14 protein-coding genes and 1 pseudogene are annotated in these 24689 nt (G+C 67.8%); 8 read left to right on the forward strand and 7 right to left on the reverse strand.

Translation table 11 applies throughout. The annotated features are described in order from the left end of the window. Positions 1-23: 23 nt before the first annotated feature. Positions 24-779, forward strand: coding sequence for an MBL fold metallo-hydrolase (locus GII31_RS21730; protein ID WP_213250868.1), 756 nt, complete (start codon positions 24-26; stop codon positions 777-779). A 142-nt stretch (positions 780-921) separates the two neighbouring features. Here GII31_RS21730 and GII31_RS21735 read toward each other — a convergent pair whose 3' ends face one another. Further along, the gene (locus tag GII31_RS21735; RefSeq protein WP_213245427.1) at positions 922-1341 is read right to left on the reverse strand and encodes a type II toxin-antitoxin system VapC family toxin; all 420 of its coding nucleotides are present in this window, start codon (positions 1339-1341) and stop codon (positions 922-924) included. Next, positions 1325-1558: an AbrB/MazE/SpoVT family DNA-binding domain-containing protein gene (locus tag GII31_RS21740; protein WP_213245429.1), complete on the reverse strand. Its 234-nt coding sequence runs from the start codon at positions 1556-1558 to the stop codon at positions 1325-1327. The genes GII31_RS21735 and GII31_RS21740 overlap by 17 nt, the downstream gene beginning before the upstream one ends. Before the next feature lie 70 nt (positions 1559-1628). On the opposite strand from GII31_RS21740, the gene aroQ reads away from it, so the two are divergent. From aroQ to GII31_RS21770, 6 genes are all read left to right on the forward strand, one after another. Continuing rightward, positions 1629-2090 (forward strand): type II 3-dehydroquinate dehydratase, encoded by a 462-nt coding sequence (aroQ, locus tag GII31_RS21745; protein WP_213245431.1) that lies wholly within the window; start codon positions 1629-1631, stop codon positions 2088-2090. Between the two features lie 82 nt (positions 2091-2172). Continuing rightward, positions 2173-5694 carry an arabinosyltransferase domain-containing protein gene (locus tag GII31_RS21750; RefSeq protein WP_213245433.1) on the forward strand — a complete coding sequence of 1174 codons (3522 nt, stop codon included), beginning with the start codon at positions 2173-2175 and terminating at the stop codon, positions 5692-5694. A gap of 78 nt (positions 5695-5772) precedes the next feature. After that, positions 5773-9225: an arabinosyltransferase domain-containing protein gene (locus GII31_RS21755; RefSeq protein ID WP_213250871.1), complete on the forward strand. Its 3453-nt coding sequence runs from the start codon at positions 5773-5775 to the stop codon at positions 9223-9225. Between the two features lie 103 nt (positions 9226-9328). Then, positions 9329-12685: an arabinosyltransferase domain-containing protein gene (locus GII31_RS21760; protein WP_407649999.1), complete on the forward strand. Its 3357-nt coding sequence runs from the start codon at positions 9329-9331 to the stop codon at positions 12683-12685. Between the two features lie 143 nt (positions 12686-12828). After that, on the forward strand, positions 12829-16185 hold the full coding sequence (locus GII31_RS21765; protein ID WP_213245437.1) for an arabinosyltransferase domain-containing protein: 3357 nt from the start codon (positions 12829-12831) through the stop codon (positions 16183-16185). After that, complete coding sequence (locus GII31_RS21770) at positions 16178-19717, forward strand: arabinosyltransferase domain-containing protein (RefSeq protein WP_456071411.1); 3540 nt, start codon at positions 16178-16180, stop codon at positions 19715-19717. The genes GII31_RS21765 and GII31_RS21770 overlap by 8 nt, the downstream gene beginning before the upstream one ends. A 162-nt stretch (positions 19718-19879) precedes the next feature. Here the strand turns inward: GII31_RS21770 and GII31_RS21775 are convergent, their stop codons facing one another. Further along, positions 19880-20449 carry a hypothetical protein gene (locus GII31_RS21775; RefSeq protein WP_213245439.1) on the reverse strand — a complete coding sequence of 190 codons (570 nt, stop codon included), beginning with the start codon at positions 20447-20449 and terminating at the stop codon, positions 19880-19882. A 171-nt stretch (positions 20450-20620) separates the two neighbouring features. After that, positions 20621-21268, reverse strand: coding sequence for a hypothetical protein (locus tag GII31_RS21780; RefSeq protein WP_213245441.1), 648 nt, complete (start codon positions 21266-21268; stop codon positions 20621-20623). Positions 21269-21374: 106 nt separating this feature from the next. Here GII31_RS21780 and GII31_RS21785 point away from each other — a divergent pair. After that, positions 21375-21785: pseudogene (locus GII31_RS21785) on the forward strand (transposase); the annotation flags it as partial. Positions 21786-21858: 73 nt separating this feature from the next. On the opposite strand, the gene GII31_RS21790 reads toward GII31_RS21785, so the two are convergent. The 3 genes from GII31_RS21790 to GII31_RS21800 all read right to left on the reverse strand — a co-directional run bounded on the left by GII31_RS21790 (position 21859) and on the right by GII31_RS21800 (position 24631). After that, complete coding sequence (locus GII31_RS21790; protein WP_260840186.1) at positions 21859-22116, reverse strand: hypothetical protein; 258 nt, start codon at positions 22114-22116, stop codon at positions 21859-21861. Positions 22117-22219: 103 nt separating this feature from the next. Next, positions 22220-22711 (reverse strand): hypothetical protein, encoded by a 492-nt coding sequence (locus GII31_RS21795; RefSeq protein WP_213245445.1) that lies wholly within the window; start codon positions 22709-22711, stop codon positions 22220-22222. Between the two features lie 372 nt (positions 22712-23083). Further along, on the reverse strand, positions 23084-24631 hold the full coding sequence (locus GII31_RS21800) for an acyl-CoA carboxylase subunit beta (protein ID WP_213245447.1): 1548 nt from the start codon (positions 24629-24631) through the stop codon (positions 23084-23086). Between the last annotated feature and the right edge of the window lie 58 nt (positions 24632-24689).

Here is a 24689-nt window from a genome sequence, read left to right on the forward strand (position 1 = left end):
GGTGAGGAGAAGCCGTGGGTGAGATGACCATTTCGCGGGTCGACGCAGGGTCGTCGACCGCCTACCTCGTCGACAGCGGGGTGGTCAATTGGGTTCTGCTGCAAGAGGGTACCGACCTGACCCTGATCGACGGCGGATATCCGCGCCAGGCCGACAAGGTGGTCGAGTCAATCGAGCGGATCGGGCGCCGGCCCGAGGACATCCGCGGCGCACTGCTCACCCACGCACACGTCGATCACCTCGGCGGGCTGGTGAGACTACAGCAGCGCTACGGATTCGACGTCTTCATGGACCCGATCGAGGTGGCGCACGCCCGCCGCGACTACCTGCAGCAGGCCAACGCATTCACCCTTGCGCGCATCCCGCTGCGCAACATGCCGCTGGTGCTGCGCTGGATCAGCCGGGTGCTGCCACTGGGCGTACTCAGCCGCAAGGGTCTCGACGGTCTGGCCTTCGGCCAGTCCGGACCGCTCGACCTGCCCGGAAGTCCTGAACCGATAGCCGCGCACGGACATACCGACGGACATAGCGCCTACCTGGTCGCGGCAGGTCAGGCACTCGTCTCCGGTGACGCCCTCATCAGCGGTCACGACGTGTCCCGCATCAGCGGACCCCAATGTGCGCACGGCGCGTTCAATCACGACGCCGCCGCCAACCGGCGCGCCGTCGAACACTTCACCACCCTGTCCGCCGATACCCTGCTCCCCGGCCACGGGCCGTTCTACCGGGGCAGCGTCGCCGACGCGGCAGCATCAGCGCTGAGTTCGGACTCCGCTTGACCCCGGTCTTCACTCCGAGACGCGCGGCTCGCTCCGCTCGCTCGCGTGTCGTCGCTCCGGACCGGGACGCTCAACCCTGACTCGGCGCGCAACCGAACAGGTTGCCGGTGTGGCATCGGCCACTCACGCCAATGCGACCGGGTCAACCGGCGAGCAGGTTCACGCCCAGTGCCCGATAGGTCGGTTCGGCGCGACGATCGAAGGTGAGCAACGGCAGGTCATGCTCGACGGCCGCAGCACCGACGAGTGCGTCGTAGACGGCTCCACCGGATATTCCCAGCGCCGCGAACGAAGCGACCAGGTCTGCGCACCGTTCAGCTGAGAGGAACCGGCTGTGCGGAAAATTGACCGTGATGAGGTGTGCCGCGGCCGCCGCAGACAGCCGTTGCGGTGGCGGCAGCCGGGTGAGTACCGAGAACGTTTCGAATACCGCGTGCCCGCTCAACCCGAGTGCTCGGCCACCGACCGCTGCGGCGGCCACATCGTGGCCTTCCTGGCCCGGCCGAACCAAGGCGATCGCGGCACTCGTGTCCAGCAGAACGATCTCACCGCTGGTCGCCAAGGCGCAGCTCCCGGATATCGTCGGCCGACAACTCCGGCCCGCCATCGGGAAGCACGAGCAGGCCGTCCTTGGCCACCAGGTCATCACCGGCCACCGGTTCGATCACCAGCGAACTACCCGACACCCTGATCTCGATCTCACCTGGCACGAGTCCGATGCGCGCGCGCAGTTCCTTGGGGACGACGATGCGACCAGAACGATCAATGGTAGTTCTCATGGCATCGATGATGCCATTGAAATGGTACCGAGGTCTGTCGCGAGGCCGATCACATCGCATAATGGCGAACATGACTGAGACCACCGACTCACCCCACCTGCCGATCCTGCTGCTCAACGGGCCCAACCTGAATACGCTCGGGACGCGGCAGCCGGAGGTGTACGGCACCGACACTCTCGCCGACGTCGTCGACCTCGTCGAGCGCACCGCCGCCGAACTCGGCTTCGGTGTACGGGCACTGCAGACCAACCACGAGGGCGAGATGATCGACACGATCCACGAGGCGGTCGGCAAGATCAGCGGCATCGTCATCAACCCGGCGGGCTGGACGCACACGTCGGTGGCCCTGGCCGACGCGCTGGTGATCCCCGACGTACCGATCATGGAGGTGCACATCAGCAATGTGCACAAGCGGGAGAAGTTCCGGCAGCACTCCTATGTGTCGCCGCTCGCCTCGGGCATCGTCGCCGGGTACGGCATCCGCGGCTACGAATTCGCTGTTCGTCGTCTGGCCGAGCTGGTGGCCCAGTAGGTTGAGCGACCATCGGCCGGGCGAACCGCCTGTTCAGCGGGGATGACCGGGCGGCGGACGTCAGCGACTACGATCACTGATTGTGCCAGTGCCGACCGTTCGACGAGCAAAAATTCTCGCTGTCGTCACCGGACTGCTCGGTCTGGTTCTCGCCCTGGCCACCCCCCTGATGCCGGTGAAGCAGACCAGCGCCGAGATCAACTGGCCCTCCTCGACCGGTCCGGTGACATCGGTGTCGGCACCGCTGACCGCGTATGTGCCGATCACGATGTCGGCGACCATCCCGTGCGCGGCGATCGAGCACCTCGGGCCCGACGGCACGGTGCTGCTGTCCACCACACCCAAGGATGCCGAGAAGTCGGCCCAGCGGGGCCTGACCGTCCGCAAGACCGGCGGCAACAACGGGGCGGCCGTCGAGGTCGTGATCCGCAACGTGCCGATCGTCGCGGCCACGGTGGCGGATATGCGCACCCAGGACTGCCGCGCCATCACCGTGCGGGCCACCGCCGACGAGGTGAGTGCCGAGTTCGTCGGCATGAACGACGCCGACGGCAAGCCGCTGGCGGGCACCACCGCCACCCGCGTCTCGGCGACCTATCCGGCCGACGAGCGGCCACAGCTGACGGGCCTGTTCACCGATCTGACCGGCGATGTGGCCGCCCTGGCCCACCGCCCCCTCGACGGGGTCACGACGACCGGCGCACAGGGCGAGGCGGCACCATCCGACCGCGACGACCTGACCAGGCTCAGCGCGCACGTCGTCATCGACTCCCGGTACTCCACCTCACCCACCCTGCTGAAGCTGCTGGTGCTGCTCATCGGCATCGCGTGCACACTCATCTCGCTGGCGGCGCTGGCCGTCCTGGATGCGACCGACGGGCGCGGGCACCGGCGGATCCTTCCCGCCCGCTGGTGGCGGCTGCACCCGCGCGACTTCGTGGTAATCGGGGCGCTGCTGGTGTGGCACATCGTCGGCCCCAACACCTCCGACGACGGCTACCTGCTCACCATGTCGCGGGTGGCGCAGGACAGCGACTACACCGCCAACTACTTCCGCTGGTTCGGTGCGCCCGAGGCGCCGTTCGGCTGGTACTACGAGGTGTTCGGCTGGCTCAGCCATGTATCGGTGGCCAGCCCGTGGATGCGGTTGCCCGCCCTGGTGTGCGGGATCATGGTGTGGCTGATCGTCAGCCACGAGATCCTGCCCCGGCTGGGCCGGGCGGCGCTGACCCGGCCGATGGTCGGCTGGACGGCGGCGTTCGTGTTCCTGGCCTCCTGGTTCCCGTTCAACAACGGGCTGCGCCCCGAACCGATCATCTGCCTCGGCGCGCTGCTGACCTGGTGTTCGGTGGAGCGGGCCATCGCCACCGGACGGCTCTTGCCGGCCGCGCTGGCCTGTACGTTCGGCGCGTTCAGCCTGGCCGCCGGTCCCACCGGGCTGCTCGCGGTGGCGGCGTTGATCGCCGGTGCCCGGCCGATGATCACCGCGCTGGTCAAACGGGTGCGAACGATCACCGAAACGCCCGACGCCCCTGAAAGCGCCGAGATCGCCGGAGTCCCCGACACACCGGAACCCGGCCGGTCCGATACCGAACGCGACAAGCCGCGCAAGACCCGCATCAGTGCCCCGCGGTCGGCTGATCTGTGGTCGTACGCGGCGCTGATCGCGCCGATCCTCGCGGCGGGCACATTCGTGCTGTTCGTGGTGTTCGCCGATCTGACGCTGCGCTCGTTTATCGACTCGTCGACGATGAAGTCCGCGCTGGGGCCGTCGATGCACTGGTACGACGAGATCGGCCGGTACACGTCGCTGTTCTCCTATTCGGCGGACGGCTCGCTGGCGCGGCGGTTCGCGGTGCTGACGATGCTGCTGGGGCTGGTCGTCTCGGCGTCGGTGCTGATCCGTAAGAACCGCATCCCCGGCACCGCGCTGGGACCGTCGCGCCGGATCGTCGGGATCATGTTCGCCTCGCTGGTGTTCCTGATGTTCACCCCCACCAAGTGGACACACCACTTCGGGGTGTTCGCCGGGCTCGCGGCCGCCCTGGCCGCGCTCGCGGCCATCGCCACGAGCAACTCATCGATGCACTCGCGCCGCAACCGGACCCTGTTCGCTGCGTTGGTGCTGTTCATCGGCGGTTTCTCGTTCGCCTCGCCCAACTCGTTCTATTACTACTCGTCGTGGGGTATGCCGTGGGGCTGGGCGCAGACCACACTGGGGCCGATCGTGCTGCACGAGGCGTTCCTGTACGCCTCGCTCGCCCTGCTGCTGGTGGCGCTGTGGTTTCACTTCCGTGAACCGTTCGTCGGGGCGGACCCCACCGGGCGACCGCACACCGACGCCCCCGAACCCGGCCGCCTCGCCCTCGCGCTGCGCCGGGCGTGGCGTTCGGTGGCCGGTGCCCCACTCGCCTACCTGGCGCTGGCCGTGGTCGTGTTCGAACTGCTCACCGCCGTGTTCGCGGGCGTCAACCAGAGCCGCTCGTTCTCGGTCCCGCAATCCAATCTGGCCGCGTTCGCCGGCAAACAGTGCGCGATGGCCGACAAGATCTGGGTGGAGACCGACCCCAACCGTGACATGCTCACCCCCGTCGACACCACGCTCGACAATCCGCTGGCCGGGCCACCGGCGCGCCCCGGCGCCGACGCGAGCTACGGCTTCACACCCGACGGCATACCCGACGAGTTGTACTCGGTGGCCTCGTCCGGTTCGCTCGGTGTGCTCGCCGGCAACGCGCAGGCGTCCCCGGACGTGTTGCGTTCCAACCCGGGCGGTACCGGTGGCGGCACCCTGGACACTCCGGGCGTCAACGGCAGCCACGCCGCGCTCCCATTCGGCCTGGACCCGGCGACGACCCCGGTCCTGGGCAGTTACTCCGAGACCGATCAGGTACCGGCCCGGCTCACCACCGGCTGGTACCGGCTGCCGCAGGACTGGCGGGATCGGCCGTTGCTCACGATGTCGGTGGCCGGCGTGTTCGACACCCCCGAGGTGACCCTCGAATACAGCACCACCCCCATCACCCCGGGCATCGGTGACGAGGACCTGACCACGACAGGCGAGACCACCCTGATCGATCCGGGACCACGGCCGTCGTGGCGCAACCTGCGCTACGAGACCGACGACCTGCCCGCCGACATCACCGCGGTGCGGGTACGCATCGTCGACGACAACCTGTCCGACGGTCGGTTCGTCGCACTCACCCCGCCCCGGGTGCCGCGGGTGTCGACGCTGCAGGAGGTCGTCGGCAACGACGATCCGGTGCATCTGGACTGGACATCGGGGTTGGCGTTCCCGTGTCAGCGCCCGTTCACCCATCACGCGGGTGTCGCCGAGATCCCGCAGTGGCGGATCAGGCCGGGTGCCGATCTGGCGGCCGCGGTGTCGGCGTGGCAGAACGCGTTCGGCGGCGGCCCGCTCGGGTGGCTGGAGGTATCGCAGGAGCCCATGGCCATGGCCACCTACCTGCCCGGTGACATCGGCCGCGACTGGGGCGCCCTCGAGCGCTACACGCCGTACAACGGGGTGACACAGCGGGCCGAGATCACCAAGCGGACCGTCACCCGCGGCGGGCTGTGGAGTCCGGCCCCCATGCGGTACTGACGGCGGGTACCGGAACCGCGGCACCGACATGGCGGTACTGGCCCACAGGTACGTGGCATACGATCGATCATCGTGTCCATAAGCACTGCGCCCACCGACGATCCCGCCGTACCCCGGTTGCGGCTGATCGCCCTGGTGGCGGGCCTGGTCGGCATCCTGGCGTGTGCGCTGACGCCGCTGCTGCCGGTCACCAACACCGAGGCGACGGTGACCTGGCCCCAGGGCCAGCGGCTGGGCACCGGCAACGCGTCGGTGTCGGCGCCGCTGATCGCGCAGACACCACGCACCCTCGACGCACGTATCCCGTGTTCGCTGCTGGCGGCGGCACCTGCCACCACCGCGGCCCCCGGTATCCGGGAGGCCGCCGGAACCACGGTCACCCGGCCCACCATCGTGCTCTCGACGATGCCCGCCGACGCCCCCGGCGCCAAGTCCGCGGGCCTGTTCGTGGTCGCAGCGAAGGATACGGTGACCGTCACCTTCCGCAACAATGTCGCCGCCCGCGCCACACGCGCCGACCTGGCCCGATGCTCGGTGCTGCGGATCTGGTCGGCACCCACCGGGCCGGGTGCGCAGTTCGTCGGCGCGGGCCCGGCGGCCACCCTCGAACCGGACAAACGGCCCAAGGTGACGGGGATCTACAGCGACCTGCCGACGCGGCGGATCACCGCCGCCGAGGGTCTGCGGGTGAGGGTCGCCGTCGACAACCGGTACGAGAACTCGCCGTCGGCGATCAAGCTGCTGGTGATGGCGGTGGCGGTGCTCGCGGTGCTGGTCGCGTTGTGGGCGCTGTGGGCGCTCGACCGGGCCGCCGGAGCCGAACCGGGCGCCGGTTCGCGGCTCTCGTTCCCCCGTCTCCGGTCTCGCGCGCTATCGGTTCGCCGTCTGGTGGCGATGCGCCCGACCGACGTGTTGGTCACCGGAACGCTGGTGGTGTGGACGTTCCTGGGCGCCGGATCTCCCGACGACGGCTACATCCTCAACATGGGCCGTACCGCCGACAACTTCGGCTATCTGGCCAACTATTACCGCTTCTACGGCATCCCCGAAGCGCCATTCGACTGGTACTACGCCTTCCTGGGGCACTGGTCGTCGGTGTCGACGTCGCTGTTGTGGATGCATGTGCCGCAGTTGGTGGCCGGGCTGGTGTCGTGGTTCGTGCTGTCCCGGGCACTGCTGCCCCGGCTGGGGAGCGCGGTCGCCGGCGGCGGCTGGGCGGTGTGGGCGGCGGCACTCACATTCACCGCGTTCTGGCTGCCGTTCGCGTCCGGGCTGCGCAGCGAAACCGTCATCGTGCTGGGTTCGTTACTCGTCTGGTGGGCGGCCGAGTCGGCGATCGCCACCGGACGGTTGTTCCCGGCCGCGCTCGCCGCACTGACGGCCGGGTTGACGCTGGGCGTGGCACCACAGGGGGTGGTCGGGGTGGCGATCCTGCTGGTCGCCGCCCGCCCGATGCTGCACGTTCTGTTGGAACGGGGGCAGGTTCGGCGGGAGGGTCGACCGGGACCCGACCGTCAGATTCTGCCGGCGCTGAGTCTGGCCGCGCCGCCGGCCGCTGCGGGCATGCTGGTGCTGGTGGTGATGTTCCGGGAGCAGACCCTGGCCACCGTCTACGAGACGATCAAGATCCGGTGGTCCGTCGGGCCGGTCATCCCCTGGTATCAGGAGTTCGTGCGGTATTACTTCGTCTCGGTCGCCACCGACGACGGCGCGCTGGCTCGCCGGGTGCCGCTGCTGCTACTCCTCGCCTGCCTGGTGGTGACAGTTGCGGTTCTGTTGCGCCGCACCAGTATTCAGGGATTGGCGAGCGGTCCGGTGTGGCGGGCGATCGGCGGCGTCGGGGTGACGCTGATCCTGTTCGCGTTCACCCCTACCAAATGGACCATCCAGTTCGGCGTGCTCGCCGGTCTCGGTACCGCGCTCGCCGCGACCGCCACCGTCGCGGTGGTGGCCGCGGCGCGCAGCTCCACCCGCAATCTGACGGTGTTCAGCTCCGGGCTGCTGTTCGCGATGGCCGCCGCGCTGGCCGGCTACAACGCGTGGTCGTACGTCTACGATTTCGACATCGCCTGGTTCGACCGGGCCCCACGGATCCTGGGCGTCGACCTGTCGGCGATCGCGCTGGTACTGGCGGTGCTCGTGGCCGCCCTCGCCGCCTGGCAACATCTGCGCCAGGACTACGTGCGCCATCGCGGCATCACGCACCGCGACGACCGGTCCGGCCGGAGCTCCGCACAGGACGCGGGCGATCGTCGGCGTCTGCTCGCCGCGTCGACACCGATCGCGGTGATCGCCGCGCTCATCGTGCTCGTCAATGTGGTGGTGTTCGCCAAGGCCGCGATCACCCGGTATCCCGCCCCCTCCGTACTGTCCGAACATCTGAACGCGTTGGGCGGCAACAAGTGCGGCCTCGCCGACGATGTGTTGGTGGAGACCGACCCGAACGCCGGGATGCTGACGCCCGCGGATGGGCTGTCGGCGACGCAGGCACTGTCGGGGACACGGCCGGTCGGTTTCACCCCCGACGGGATCCCCACCGACCTGTATCCCAAGGGCGAGGTGCGCCGGCCGGGCCGGATGAACGTCGACCACACCGTCGCCAAGGCGTTCATCGTCACCGGCGGACTGGGCGCGGGTACCACCGGCGGCACCGGGCCGACCACCGTCAACGGTTCGACGGCCGCCCTGCCGTTCGGCCTCGACCCGGCCCGTACCCCGGTGCTCGGCAGCTCGGGATATCGGGGCGAGGCGAGGCTGACCACCGGCTGGTACGAGCTGCCGGCCGACCGATCGGTGTCGCCGCTGCTGGTGTTCGCCACCGCCGGTGCGGTGTCGACCGTCGATGCCTACGGGGTGCGCACCTTCGGCCAGAAGCTCGTCGTCCAGTTCGGGAAATCGGTCCAGGTGGGGAATTCCACCGGAGTCACGGGGGGATTCGAGAAGATCGGCGACGACATGCTGCCGATCGATCCGGGCCCGCACATCATGAACCGGCCGTGGCGCAATCTGCGGGTCCCGATGTCGGCGGTCCCCACCGAGGCCACGGCGATGCGATTGTCGTTGCTGGACAACAACCTCGGATCGGCACAGTTCATCGCGATCACCCCGCCGCGCGCGCCGCGCCTGCGGACCCTGCAGCAGGTGGTCGGCGAGGACACACCCACCCTCATCGATTTCAGCGCGGCGGCGCACTTCCCGTGCCAGCGGCCGTTGCAGGTGCGCCACGGGGTGGCGGAGGTGCCGCGCTGGCGCATCCTGCCCGACTACATCGTCGCCAATTCCCAGTCCAAGACGTGGCAGCGCGGCACCGACGGTGGTCTGCTCGGAATATCGCAGGCCAACACCACGGCGCAGGCGGTGCCGACCTATCTGAAGGACGACTGGGTACGCGACTGGGGCGCGCTGGAACGGCTTGTCCCGTTCGCGCCCGCACCGCCCGCGGCGAAGGTCGGGGCCACCGACATCACACAGTGGGGCTGGTCGCGGACCAGCTCGATCAGGCTGGAGCCGGACACCGATGACGACGACTGACCCGTCCCCCCTCACGGACCCGGCGGGCGCCGCCGACCGGACACGGCTGTGGCGGATCGTCGCCGTGGTCTGCGGTCTGATCGGCGCACTGCTGGCGATCGCGATGCCGCTGCTGCCGGTCACACAGACGACGGCCGAACTGAACTGGCCGCAGAATGACAAGCTCGGCAATGTGTCGGCACCGCTGGCCTCGTTCGTACCCATCGACATGGACCTGTCGGTGCCGTGCACGCTGGCCGCCCGGCTGCCCCGGGACGGCGGGGTGCTCGTGTCCACCATGCCTTCGAAAGGTCAATCTGCTTCGGCGCGTGGGCTTTTCATCCGGGCAACCGCCGACTCGATCACCGTCACCGACCGCGATCTGGTGTTACTGAGCACCGACCGCCGGTCCGCGCAGACACATCCGGACTGCCGTATCGAGTTCGCCGCCGACGGCACCGGCACCACGGCGCGCTTCGCCGGCCTGCCCGCCTCACGTGAGGATCCCGACGCACAGGACAACGCCGACGATTCGGGTCCGCGCACCGAGTTCACCCTCGGTGACCAGCAGATGCGTCCGCAGATCGTCGGCATCTACACCGCACTGCCCGCCGACGCCCCCCGCGACGGGTTGTCGCTGCACGCCACCATCGACACCCGATACGTCTCCTCCCCCACCGCGATCAAGCTGATCGCCATCGTCCTGGGCGTGGCCATGACGCTGGCCTCGCTGGTGGCGCTGCACATGCTCGACAAACGCGACGGCCGCCGCCATCGCCGATTCCTGCCTGTCACATCTCCCGTCGCTTCGCTCGCCCCGGCGGGCTGGTTCACCATCCGCCCGCCCGACGTGGTGGTCGCCGCTATCCTGACCTTCTGGTGGATCGCCGGCGCCAACACCTCCGACGACGGCTACAACTTCGTCGTCGGCCGCATCACCGCCGACGCCGGCTACGCCGACAACTACTTCCGGTACTTCGGGGTACCACAGGACCCGTTCGGCTGGCATTTCCAGGTGATCTCGTGGATGTCGCAGATATCGGTGGCCGGGCCGTGGATGCGTCTGCCCGCATTCGCCCTCGGGCTGCTCGGCTGGTGGCTGATCAGCCGTGAGGTGATCGGGCGGCTGGGCCGCACCGTTCGGCATTCCTCGCCCGCGGTGTGGTCGGCGGCGTTCGTGTTCCTGGCGATGTGGTTGCCATACAACAACGGTCTGCGTCCCGAACCCGCCGAGGCGGTCGGCGCCCTACTCACCTGGTGCTGTGTGGAACGGGCCATCGCCACCCGTCGATTGCTGCCGTACGCGCTGGGTGTGGTGACCGCCGCGTTCACGCTGGCACTGGCACCGGGCGGGCTGATGGCGGTGGCCGCGCTCCTCGCCGGTATCCGGCCCATCGTGAAGACCGTCGTGACCCGCCGCGACCGGAACGACAGGTGGCTCAGCCTGGCGGCGATGCTCGCGCCGATCCTCGCGGCCGGGACGGCGGTGCTGTTCCAGATCTTCGCCGACCAACCGCTCGGGGTGCTGCTGGAGGGCAACCGGGTGGCCACCGATGTGGGGCCGACGATGGAGTGGTGGCAGGAGCCGGTGCGCTACTACTGGCTCGACCTGCCCACCGCCGACGGCACCCTGGCCCGCCGGTTCGGGGTGCTGGCGATGCTCCTGTGCCTGGTGGTGGTGATGCTTCGGCTGCTGCGGCGCGAACACCCCAGCGGTATTGCACGCGCGCCGATCTGGCGACTGGTCGCGGTCACCCTGGGCACCATGTTCCTGATCTCGTTCACCCCCACCAAATGGACGCACCACTTCGGCGTGTACGCGGGTATCGCAGGTGCGCTCGCCGCAGCGGCCGGCGCGATGATGTCACCGGCGATCCTGCGGTCGCGGCGCAACCGGACGTTCTTCGCCTCGGCGGTGCTGGTGATCACCGGAATCTCGTTCGCCGGGCCCAATGGCTGGTGGTTCGTCGGCAGTTACGGTGTGCCGTGGTGGGATCGGGCACCGCGGCTGGCCGGTATCGACCTGTACTGGGTCATCCTGGCCGCGGCCATCATCACCGCCCTGGCCGGACTGTGGTTCCATTTCCGCGACGACTTCGTCGACGAACAGACCCGCACCCGTGGTGGAAACCACTGGTGGTCGAAGCTGAAATTCTCTCCGCTGCCGGTGATCTCCATGTTGATGGTGTTGTTCATGGTGGCATCGCTTGCCAAAGGCGCTTACGGGCAACGTGATTCGTGGTCCTGGGCCAAGTCGAACATCAGCGCGCTGCGCGGTGATCCATGCGCACTGGCCGAGGACGTGCTGGTGGAGGCCGATCCGAACGCGGCCGTGCTCACACCCGCCGCGACAGGCGGTGAACCGGCACCCGGCGCGGCGGCCGCGCTGGCCGGCCGGTCGACCGGTTTCACCCCGAACGGGGTACCCGACTCGGTGATGATCGACGCCACCGAGGAGGAAACCACGGAGGAGGACACCGACGAGTCGGGCGGAGCCACCGACTCCGGCGGCACCGCCGATTCCGACAGCGACAACCCCGACAGCGACAACCCCGAGAGCGGTGACCCCGAGAGCGGTGACCCGGGAAGCGAGAACCCCGAGAGCGGCGCCGGTTCCGGAACCGGGACGAGCACACCCGTCACCTCGACCACGGGCCGGGCACCCGGCATCAACGGTTCGACGGCCCGGCTGCCGTTCGGCCTCGACCCCGCCCGCACCCCCGTCCTGGGCAACGCCGCCGCATCGGGCACCTCGTCACTGACGACCTCCTGGTACACGCTGCCCACCCGTTCCGCCGACACACCGCTGCTCACGGTCGCGGTCGCCGGATTCGTCGCCGCCACCGATCCGGTCGGCGCGGCCGTGCCCGGCCGCGCGGTGGTCGCCGAATTCGGCCGCATCGGCAAGGACGGGGCCGTGATCCCCGTGGCCCGGCTGGCTCCCCTGGACGTCATCGACCCGCCGACCTGGCGCAACCTGCGGTTCCCGCTCGCCGACGCACCGCCGCGCGCCACCGTGGTGCGCATCGTCGTCGACGAGAAGGCCGCACCCGGTCAGTGGGTGGCGCTCACCCCGCCACGGGTGCCCCGCCTGGCCACCCTCAACGAGGTGGTCGGCGACACCGATCCGGTGTTCATCGACTGGGTGGTCGGGCTGGTGTTCCCGTGCCAGCGTCCGATGCGCGTCCAGCACGGCGTTCTCGAGGTGCCCAGGTGGCGGATCATGCCCGACGCCGAGGCCACCAAGAAGAACAGCCAGACCTGGATGTCGGGCAAGTCGGGCGGCCCGCTGGGCATCAGCACCGGCATGCTCACCGCGACCCTGGTGCCGTCCTACCTGCGCAACGACTGGGGCCGCGACTGGGGCGGGCTGCAACGGTTCACCGAGATCGTGCCCGCGCCGCCGGCCGACCTCACCATCGGCACCGCACGGCGTTCGGGCCTCTGGAATCCGGCCCCGATGCGGTCGGTGGGCTACTGACCGCCCGGCCGCATCGGGGTGTGAGGATCCACACCCCGATGCGGCCGGGCGGCCCATCCCGCACGTCGCCGCACATTTCAGTTGCATACCAGCTGCGTCCGAGATCGGGTGGAGTTGCGAATCACACGACTTGGCTGACTACGATGCGCGTTGTGCCAAAATCGCCGGAAGTGACACCATCGGACGACGTTTCCGCAGGAAGAGCAGACCCCGAAGGCACTGACACCGGTATTTCCCGCCCGCGGTTGTACGCGCTCATCGCAACCGTCGCCGGGCTGGTGGCGGTGGCCGCCGGGGTACTGACCCCACTGCTGCCGGTGTCCACGGTGACCGCGACGATCACCTGGCCGCAGGGTCAGCAGCTCTCCGACGCGACGCCGTCGGTCACCTCGCCGCTGGTCGCCCAGACCGCCCGTGACCTCGACATCCGCATTCCGTGCACGTTACTGGCACAGACCCGCGCCGACGCCTCGACGGCGGTGCTGTCGACGATGCCGCCGACCGCACCGCGCGCGAAACCGCTCGGGCTGGTCGTGACGGCCGGTGCCGAACGGGTCGACGTGTCGATCCGCAACCAGATCCCCGCCCGGCTGGCACGCGAGGACCTGGGCCGCTGCACCGAACTGCACATCTGGGCCGACTCGTCCGGCTCCGGCGCCGAATTCACCGCACAGGACGGCGCCGGACTGACCGGCGGAACGACCGACCCCGATTCGCAGCCGCAGATCGCCGGGATCTTCTCCCAACTGACCACCGAACAGGTGCGAGCCATCGCGGGGCTGTCCGCGCGGATCGTCATCGACAACCGGTTCGATTCGTCGCCGACGGCGATCAAATCGCTGGTGATGATCGTCGGTATCCTCGCCGCGATCATCGCACTGATTGCCGTGTGGATGCTCGACCGCATCCACGGCTACCACCGCAGGTTTGCCCGGTCGGTGAGCCGGACCCGGGCGCTGATTCCCACCCCGGTCGATGCTGCGGTGGGCCTTGCGCTGGTGGGATGGCACTTCCTCGGCGGCGGCACCGCCGACGACGGATACATCCTCAACATGGGCCGCGACGCCGAACACACCGGTGTGCTGGCCAACTACTACCGCTACTACGGCAGCCCCGAGGCGCCGTTCGACTGGTACTACAGCTTCCTCTCGCACTGGGCGCAGATCTCGACGGCGGGCGTCTGGATGCGGCTGCCCGCACTGGTGGCCGGACTGCTGAGCTGGCTGCTGCTGAGCCGGGTGCTGCTGCCGCGACTGGGCCGCACCGTCCGGCACTCACGGTGGGCGATGCTCACCGGCGCGGCGGTGTTCCTCGCGTTCTGGCTGCCGATGTGTTCGGGTCTGCGCGCCGAACCGATCATCGTCGCCGGCACCCTGCTGACCTGGTGGGCGGTCGAGGTGAGCGTGGTGAGCAGACGGGTGCTGCCCGCGGCGCTGGCCGGTGTGACCGCACTCGCCACGCTCGCCGCCGCACCGCAGGGCATCATCGCCCTGGCCGTGCTGTTCACCGGCGCGCGGCCGATGATCCGCGCCCTGGTCCGCAGACGCGGTGAGGTGGGCCTGCTGCCGTTGCTGGCGCCGATCGCCGGATCGCTCGCCGCCGTCGTCATCGTGGTGTTCCGCGACCAGACGCTGGCGACGGTCGCCGAAGCGGTCCGCATCCGGTACGCCGTCGGACCCACCCTCGCCTGGTATCAGGAGTTCCTGCGCTACTACTTCCTGCTGGTGCCCTCCCCCGACGGCTCGCTGGTCCGCCGCGCGCCGGTGCTGCTGCTGGTGGCGGCACTGCTGGTGATCCTGGCGATCATGTTGCGCCGCAAACGCATCACCGGTGTCGACTCGGCGGTGGTGTGGCGGCTGGTGGGGGCCACCCTCATCACGGTCCTGCTGCTCTCGTTCGTACCGACCAAGTGGACGATCCAGTTCGGGGTGTTCGCCGGGTTCGGCACCGCGCTGGCCGCGCTCGCCTGTGTGGCGGTCGAACAGGCGGCGCGGCGCACGCTGCGCAACTTCTCGCTGTTTGCCGCCGCCCTGCTGGTCGTGTGCGCGATCGTCAGCGCGGGCCGCAACGCGTGGCCGTGGCCGTATTACTTCGGGATCCCCTGGTTCGACAAGGCGCCGGTGCTGGCCGGCAAGCAGGTCTCCACCGTGGTGTTGGTGCTGGCCGTGATCGCGCTGCTGGTGGCGCTGTGGCAGCACCTGCGCATCGACTACGTCGACGACGCCGGGTTCGGCCACGACAAGGAGCACCGGCCCGCGTGGTGGAAGGTGGCGATCGCCTCGTCGCCGATCGCGCTGATCGCCGTCGTCGTGGTGCTGGCCCAGCTGGCGGTGTTCGCCAAGGCCGCGGTCGACCGGCAGGACACGTTCAGCATCTTCGGCACCAACGTGTCGGCGCTGCGCGGCGACACCTGTGGCATGGCCGACGACGTGCTCGTCGAACCCGACCCGAACAAGGGCATGCTGACGCCCGTCGGCACCCGCGACATCTCCGCCGCGCTGCGCGGAACCGAATCGGTCGGCTTCGACCCGAACGGTGTCGCCGACGAACTCACCGCGAAGGGCGAGATCCAGCGCCAGGGCGCGATGCACGCCTCCGGCGACCTGACGACGGGCCTGGTCTCGTACTCGGTCAACCCGGGCACCACCGGCGGCACCGGGCCGCGCGGCATCAACGGCAGCACCGCCGCACTGCCGTTCGGTCTGGACCCGGCGAGCACCCCGGTCCTCGGTTCGGCCGATGCGACCGGTACGGCCCGGCTGACCACCGGCATGTACCGGCTGCCCGAACGGCGTTCGGGTGACGAGCCGCTGATCGTGATCTCCGCCGCCGGTGCCATCGCCACCCCGGACCGCGACGGCGTGGTCAGCTCCGGGCAGTCGCTGACCGTCGAGTTCGGCAACGCCGAGAACGGCAGGTTCGTGCAGGTCGGTCGTCCCGCACAGTTGATCGACGTGTTGCGCAGCAAGGGGCCGTGGCGCAACCTGCGACTGCCGATGGACCGGGTGCCGCGCGATGCGACCGTGCTGCGATTGGTGGCCAAGGACAACAACCTCGATCCCGCCCAGTGGCTGGCCGTGACGCCGCCGCGACTCGCACAGCTCAAAACCCTGCACGAGGTGGTCGGATCGTCCGATCCGGCCCTGATCGACTTCATGGTGGGTGCGGTGTTCGCCTGCCAGCGGCCGATGTCCTCGACCGACGGTGTGAGTGAGATCCCCCGGTGGCGGATCCTGCCCGACACCACCACCGCCGGCCTGCAATCGCGGACCTGGATGTCGGTCAACGGGGGCGGTCCGCTCGCCGTGGTGGAGGCGTTGACCACGCCGATGTCGCTGGCGACGTACCTGCGCAACGACTGGTACCAGGACTGGGGTGACCTGCAGCGTCTCCACCCGCTCGACGACGCCGCCGTGCCCGCCGCGGTGACCTCCGGTACCGAGTCGACGTGGGGCTGGTCGCGCCCGGGACCGATCCGGGTGGTGGCCGACGATGAGTGATTCACCCAAAACAGGCGATTCAGGCGCACGCGATGCGGATGCGAACGACGAGAGGACTTCGCCGGTGAGCGAGAAAACAGCCCCGGTGGGTTCGAAAGCGGTGGGTTCGAAAGCGGTGGGTTCGGGAGCGGTGGGTTCGGGAGCGGCTGCCGACCGCTGGGAACGGCTGGCACCCAGGGCCCGCATCGTCGCGGTCGTCGCCGGGATCGTGGGCGTGCTGGCGGCGGTGCTGAGCCCGATCCTGCCCGTCGACTACACCAAGGCCGAGCTGTCGTGGCCCCAGAGCAGTTCGGTCGAGTCCGGGGCGGCGGGAACCCTCAATGTGGCGGCACCGACGGTGTCCTTCGTTCCGGTCACGATGGATCTGTCGGTACCGTGTTCGCTCGGAGCCATGCTGCCCGCAACCGGCGGGGTACTGCTGTCGACGGTGCCCGAGAACGGGGCCGAAGCGGCCAAGGTGGGCCTGTTCGTTCGCGTCACCGCCGACTCCCTCCAGGTCACCTCGCGCAACATGGTGCTCCTCGATGCGCCACGCGCACAGGCGCAGTCGACGCCGGGCTGCGCGGTCAACATCCGTGGCGGCGAGGACGGCGTACACGGCAGTATCTCGAATCTTCCTCCCACCGAGGATGGTTCGCCGCACGCCTTCGACATCGACGACCCCAACAAGCGGCCGCAGCTGATCGGTGTGTACACCTCGCTGCCGGCCGACACCCCCACCGACGGGCTGTCGTTCCACGCGACCCTCGACACCCGCTTCATCTCCACCCCCACCTCGCTCAAGTTCTGGGTGCTGGTTCTCGGTATCGCCGCCACGATCCTGTCGATCCTGGCGTTGGCCGTCCTCGATGCCCGTGACGGTCGGCGGTTCGCGTTCCGGAGGCCCGGGCCGCTGCGCCTGCCCACCGGCAGGTGGCGCCCCCGCTGGGTCGACGGCTTCGTCGCCGGCATCCTGCTGGTGTGGCTGTTCGTCGGTGCCAACACCGCCGACGACGGCTACCAGGTGACCGTGGGCCGCATCGCGAAGGACGCGGGCTACCTCGACAACTACTACCGGTACTTCGGCGCGCCGCAGGATCCGTTCGGCTGGCACTACCACTATCTGTCGTTGTGGATGCAGGTCAGCACCGCGACCCCGTGGCTGCGGCTGTTGCCGTTCATCTTCGCGCTGGCCTCGTGGGTGCTCATCTCGCGCTTCGCGATTCCGCGTCTGGGCCGGGCGGTGCGGCAGTCGACACCCGCGCTGTGGGCAGCGGCGCTGGTGTTCCTGGCGGTGTGGATGCCGTACAACAACGGCCTGCGCGTGGAGCCGCTGATCGCACTCGGCGCCCTGTTCACCTGGGTGTGCGTGGAACGCTCCATCGCCACCGGCCGGTTCCTGCCGCTGACGATCGGCATCATGGCGGCCGCGCTGACGTTGACCGCGCACCCGACCGGTGTGATGGCCGCGGTGGCACTGCTCGCCGGGCTGCGCCCGTCGCTGCGCCGCTTCATGGCCCGGCGCGAACGTGACGGCGTCCTGCCGCTGCTGATGCCGATCCTCGCCTCTGGTCTGGCGATCCTGTACCTGATCTTCGCCGATCAGGCGCTCGCACCGATCCTCGAAGGTGTCGGGGTGAACGGCGAGGTCGGCCCCACCAACAAGTGGTGGGAGGAGCCGCTGCGCTACTACATGCTGATGAACCCGACCGCCGACGGTTCGATCGCCCGGCGATTCGGGATACTGATCACCTTCGTCTGCGTGATCCTCGTGGTGATCATGCTGCTCAACCGCAGGCGGCTCAGCGGAATTGCGACCGCGCCGACGTGGCGGCTGGTGGCGATGGCGATCGGTTGCACCGCGCTGCTCGCCTTCCAGCCCACCAAGTGGACCCACCAGATGGGCATCTACGCGGCGATCGCCGGTGCGCTGGCCGCCGTGGCCACCGCGTGCGCCGACCGCGCCATCATGCGGCGCCGACGCAACCGGACCCTGTTCGCCGCGGCGTGCGTGTACGTTCTGGCCGTGGCGTTCTCGGGCCGCAACCAGTGGTGGTACGTGGGCAACTACGGTATGCCGTGGCGCGACAGCACCCCCGAGATCAAGGGCATCACCTTCGCCTCGGTGATGCTGGTCGTGGCGGCCGGCCTGACCGCTCTCGGTGTGTGGCAGCACTTCCGGGACGACTACGTGCCTGCCGACCGGCGCGGGGGAAAGCCCACCGGGGTCTTCTCGCGGCTGCGCAGTCCGTCCCTGATCGCGGTATCCGCGGTGATGCTGGCCTTTACCCTGGTCAGCTTCGCCAAGGCCGATCTGACACAGCGTCATTCATGGTCATGGGGCAAGTCGAACGTGGATGCGCTGCGCGGCAGGCCGTGCGCGCTGGCCGAGGCCGTGCTGGTCGAGAACAAGCCGAACGACGGCCTGCTCACCCCGGCCACGGTTGCCGGACAACGCAACCTGACTCCCGGCGCGGCGCTGGCGGGCGACGAGATGACCGGCTTCGACCCGAACGGGGTGGGCACCGATCTCGCCGCCGACGAGTCGAATGCGGCACGGACCGAGGTCGACCGCTCGCAGTCCGACCCGTCCACCCAATCCGACTCGGCGGACCCGGACGCGACCGGCCAGGACGCCGACGGCACCGACACCGATACCGATGGCACGGGCACCGGCGAGAACACCGGCAGCTCCACAGACACCGCGGGCGGCACCGGAGAGCGGGTCGGCGTCAACGGATCCCGGCAGCAGCTGCCGTTCGGGTTGTCCCCCACCACGACCCCGATCCTCGGCACGTACGGAACCCCCGGCGGCGCCGGTCATCTGGTGTCGGCGTGGTATCAGATGCCCGAACGTACCGCCGATCGTCCGCTGATCACGATGTCGGTGGCCGGTCAGGTGGAGTACGTCGACGACCTGTCGGTGACCCACAAGGGACAGACCGTGCGGCTCGAATACGGCCGGGTCGAATCCGACGGATCGGTGACACCGGTGGGCCGGCAGGTGCCGCTGGACACCGACTACGCCCCCGAATGGCGAAACCTGCGCTTCCCGCTCGAGCAGGCACCGCCGCGTGCGACCGTGCTGCGGGTGGTCGCCGACGACACCTCCGCGGTGCCCGATCAGTGGTTGGCGATCACACCGCCGCGCATGTCGACGATGGTGGTCCTCACCGACCTGGTCGGCAAGACCGATCCGGTGCTCCTGGACTGGTCGGTGGCATTGGCGTTCCCGTGCCAGCGACCGGCCCGCGCCCGGTACGGGGTCCTGGAAACCCCGCTGTGGCGCATCGCCCCCGACCGGATCGGCGAGGAGATCAACTCGCAGCGCTGGATGGCCGGCGACTACGGCGGTCCGCTCGGCATCATCGAGAACGAACTGTCGCCGACGGTCCTGCCGTCGTACCTGCGCAACGACTGGGCCCGTGACTGGGGTTCGATCATGAGCCTGGAACCGCTTGTGCCGCAGCGCACCGCCGACCTGACCATCAGCACCGACACCCATCACGGGTTGTGGTCACCGGGTTCGATGCGGGCGGTCCGCAACAACTGAGTTGAGTTTGCTGTTGGTCCCGGATTCCGGGACCAACAGCAAACTCAGTTGCCGAACCTGTCAACAACCGGCGGCAAACATCCCGACTGAAAATACCCGGGACAGAACGAGACTGCGTTCAATACGTCTTCAGGAGATTGATCCGCCGATCATCAGTCACGTTTACCCGACGTCGGGCGTGTTGTACGTGAGTCGGAGTGTCTGCCTGAAAACCGGGTTCACGGCCGACACCGTGAACACGTCACTGATCGCCGACCATTTGCCGGGCCCAATTGAGCCACTTGCCCATGCGTTGACGGAATAGCGTTGATATGCCTTCAACCCGGTGATGGTGAACTTGTAGGAGACCTGCCGCCCCTGGCCACCGACGTATACCGAGGTCAGCACCCCGCCGACCTTGGTGATCTTGTAGTCAGTTGTACCCCCGAAGGGGGATTCAATCTGCTGGTCGACCTTGTCAACGCGCCACAACTGCGCAACTGGCACACCTCTCCCCGCGATGCTCTGCACCGTGATCTCGGCGGAATAGCGACCAACAACGTTGATGCCGTCGCCGAGCTTCGGGGTGACCGGCCGCACCTTCGATTCGGGCTTGAGCGGTGCTGCACCGGCGTCGCCGGCCAGAGCGGTGACCCCGCCCGCGAGCAGTAGCAGTACACCAGCCAACAGTGATGTCCATAGTCGAATCATCAGAACTCCTCCAAGTCGAGCTGTACTCGTGATTCTCATCATCCCGGCCACCTCCACCGATGGCACCAGTAGTCGACTACTCGAATCCGGGAGAGCCCGGTGGCGCGCCGAGGGGTTTCGCTTCCTACTCCCGACAAGACGTCCGAGTGTTCGTGGGACACCCGGACGCCTTCTCGATTGCACCATCCTGTAACGGGTTCGTGGGGCGTGACATCAACTGCCGAAGATGCCCTCGAGACTGCCCCAGGCGTCTGCCTTCGGCTGCTCCTTCGGCGCTTCCTTGGGTGTGCCCTTCGGTTTACCGTCAATGACATCCTTGGGTATCCGAATGCCGGGCTTAATCGGTTTGACCTTGAGATCGATGAGCTTCTGTGTGTTGTTCTCGGGCTCCTTTTTCGGTGGATTAGAAGTGGTGGAACTCCCGATCCAAAACTTTGATGAGTGCTGCTTTTTGATGGATATCAAACTCGTATCTCCGATGAATATTTTACCCGGATTTTTGTACCCATAGCAATCGCCACTGGCGGTGTATTCACCTGGACTGAAAGCGATCGCACTCCGTCCTCCCACAGGGGGACTCGGATAGTTTCCGATCTCGCGTGCTGCCACTATACGCGTTGTCTTGTTTGCACCGACGCTTGTCACATACATATTGCATGTAAAGTGATCGGTGCCCGTGACGCTTTGATTGACTATGTAATAGGACACTGTCCGGTCAGCGTTGGCGCCAACGCTCATGAACACCTTGCCGTTCCCGAACGGCTCGGTGAATTCAAAATTTGTGGCATTCGCGGCAGGCACCCCGAATATGCTTAGACCACCGAACAGCAACAGAACTGTGGTGATGTATCGTCCGCCCATCTGATCTGCACTCCTTGAATATTGTGGGACTCGTGTTCGGAAACGCTACTGCGAGTCGGTGCCGATGCAACGGGTAGTCGACTACTCGAATCTGCGCGACCGGCGGCGCGGTGGACTGTTTGATGTGTGGCGCTTTCACGCGTTCTTCACCACCAGCGACCTCGACACCGTCACCGCCGACAAAACCCACCGCGACCACGCGATCATCGAGCAGGTTCACGCCGACCAGAAATCCTCGGCGTTGGCGCATCTGCCGTCGGGGAAGTTCTGCGCGAATGCCGCGTGGCTGGTGTGTGCGGTCATCGCATTCAACCTCGCCCGCGCCGCGGCGACCCTGGGCGGGCCACGCTTGGCGAAAGCAACCACTCCCACGATCCGGCGCACCCTGATCTGCATACCCGCCTGTATCGCCTCCTCAGCCCGCCGCACCACACTGCACCTACCCACCCGATGGCCCTGGGAGCAGGAGTGGGACATGTTGTTCAACAACACAATCAGGCGAAAACACGCATCCTGAACCCTAACCCGACCGGCCCACCAGCCCTGAACCGAAAACCCAGTGAAACAAGCCGAAATCAGAGATCGGCAACTCATCCACGCCCACCAGCGCCCCGCACACGCTCAACACCTTTCACAGCAGCCCACAAACCGATCGGTGGATCGAGGCTAAGAACCGGGCCCGGCACGTCAATCATCATCGCCGGGTCACGCGCTACGGCCGCACAGGTACCGAGGTCATCGAGGTCATCGAGGTCATCGAGGTCATCGAGGTCATCGAGGTCATCGAGGTCCAGGATGTCACCGCCGAGCCGGTCTGTCAGTGCTCGCAGCAGCGTTGACTTGCCCACCGTGCGTGGCCCCTCCAGGAGAAGGACCGGGCCGTACCTGATTTCCCTTTTTGCCACCCCTTGAAGGTAGGAACTGCCAGCCTGTGAGTTCCCTTTTTGCCGGCTACTGGGGTGCCGAACCGCCGGGGTTCGGTGGGGTTGCGATGTCGGCATGGTCGGCGAATCGCCGCTTCTCGCCGATAGCGGGCCCTGCCGATGGTTCCGGCAGCAGCGGAGTCACGTCGCCCCCGGACGCGTAGTCGGGCGCCTCTGCCGGTTGATCGACGAGTTCCCATACCTTGAGGGCTACCTCGTTGTCGCCGAGTTCGGGCCACTGTTCGCCCGGGGTTTTCTCCTCCTCGAACCGGAAGTCGAGGAAGAGGTTGCGGTCGGCGTCGGCGAACGCTTCGAGGGACACCTCGTGGTAGCCACCGAACGGGTCGTCGGTGGTGATGGTGTAGCCGTCGGCGAGATACTCACCGAGCGTCGTACCCTTGAATCCGTACGCAGCTCCGAACGGGACCTCCACCAGGGAGACCACCATGCGCATTCTGCGGTACGCGCGGGCCGCCGTCTCATCCCCCGGTGAAGCAGTTACGGCGTCGCTGTTCTGCACCCGCTCGACGCTACCGCCCACGGAGACAATACCCAAGGGCATTGGGGTGGTGTCGTCATGTGTTCACCTCACCGGGCCCTTCGAGACCGTCGCTCCTTCGCCGCTCCGGCCCCAGGGATCAAGGTGACGGGCGGATCAAGGTGACGGGCGGCGTCGAGGCGAGTGGCCAAAGACCAACTCACCGCATGAATACCGCAACGGGCCGATACCAAGACGACCGGATTATCAACCCGCCCAGGCGGGTTGAGTGTGTGAGACCGCCCCGTTCCGGACGACCGACTGAGCCGGGCGAGGTACGAGCCCGCGCGAAGGAGGGAGGAAGAACGGGGGTCCAAGGCTCACGCACTCAGGCCCGCCGCATTCAGCTCCGCATCAAATCGGCATCAGCAGGTGTTTACGTTCGATGATGTGGTGCCGCTTGTCGCGGATCTGGGCCAGCGCCTTGCGGATTTCGAGACGGGTCTGAGCGGGTTCGATGACGGCGTCGATGTAGCCGCGTTCGGCCGCCTGGAAGGGGGTGGCCATGGTCATGTTGTAGAACTCGATGAAGTCCCGGCGGACGCGGTCGGCGTCGGCGGCGGACATGTTCTCGGTTTGCCTGCGGGTGAGGATGGCGGCGGCCGATTCGGCACCCATGACGGCGATCTTGGCGGTGGGCCAGGCGAAGTTGACGTCGGCGCCGAGGTGCTTGGAGCCCATGACGGCGTAGGCGCCGCCGTATGCCTTGCGCAGGACCACCGTCACCTTGGGGACACAGGCCTCGACGTAGGCGAAGCCCAGACGGCCGGAGCGGCGGATGGTGCCCTTCTGTTCCTCGGCAAGGCCGGGCAGGACACCGGGGGTGTCGACGAGGAAGACCAGCGGGATGTTGTAGGCATCGCACAACCGGATGAAGCGGGTCGCCTTCTCGGAACTGTCGGTGTCGAGCACGCCGCCCATGACGGCCGGCTGGTTGGCGACGACGCCGACGGAACGGCCGTCGACACGGGCGAAGCCGGTGATGATGCTGGGCGCGTACAGTTCACCGATCTCGTGGAACGCACCGTCGTCGAACACCCGCATGATGATCTCGTGCATGTCGTACGGCGCGTTGTCGCTGTCGGGCATGTAGTGGTTCAGCGACAGATCCGAATCGGTGATCTCCGGTTCGAGACCGGGGTTGATGATCGGCGCCTGTTCGTGACAGCTCGACGGCATGTACTCCAGGTACTCGCGGACCCATTCGAACACCGATTTCTCATCGGGCGCGACATGGTGCAGGTTGCCCCAGCGGGCCTGGTTGTGGGCGCTGCCGAGATCCTCGGGTGACACGTCTTCGCCGGAGACCTGTTTGATGACGTCGGGGCCGGTGAGGAACATGTAGCTGTTGTTCTCGACACCCACCAGGACGTCGGTGTTGGCGGGGCAGTACACGGCGCCACCGGCGCATTTGCCGAGGATCACCGAGACCTGCGGGGTCAGGCCGGACAGTAGTTCTCCGTGTTTGGCCATTTCGCCGTACCAGGCGAGCGACACGACGGCGTCCTGGATGCGGGCGCCGCCGGAGTCGTTGATGCCGACGATGGGGCAGCCGAGCTTTCCGGCCCATTCCATCAGGTAGCAGACCTTGCGGCCGAACATCTCGCCGACGGAACCGCCGTACACGGTCTGATCGTGGGAGAACGCGGCCACCGGCCGGCCGTGGACGAGTCCGTGGCCGGTGACGACGCCGTCACCGTAGCCGGACTCGGCGGCGCCGGGGGTTTTGACGAGCGCTCCGAACTCGACGAAGGTGCCCGGGTCGAAAAGCATGTCGAGCCGTTCACGCGGTGACGGAATGCCCTTCTTGGCACGTTTGGCGACGGCCTTCGCGCCGCCGGGCTCCCGTGACGCCTCTAGCTTGGCCCGCAGGTCGGCCAGCTTCTCGGCTGTCGTGTTCATTCGCGCTTCACTTCCCTTCAGCCCACCGACATCGTCATCGGGGCTTTGTGGCAGGGGG

This window comes from Gordonia pseudamarae (assembly GCF_025273675.1).
In the GTDB taxonomy this organism is placed as follows: domain Bacteria; phylum Actinomycetota; class Actinomycetes; order Mycobacteriales; family Mycobacteriaceae; genus Gordonia; species Gordonia pseudamarae.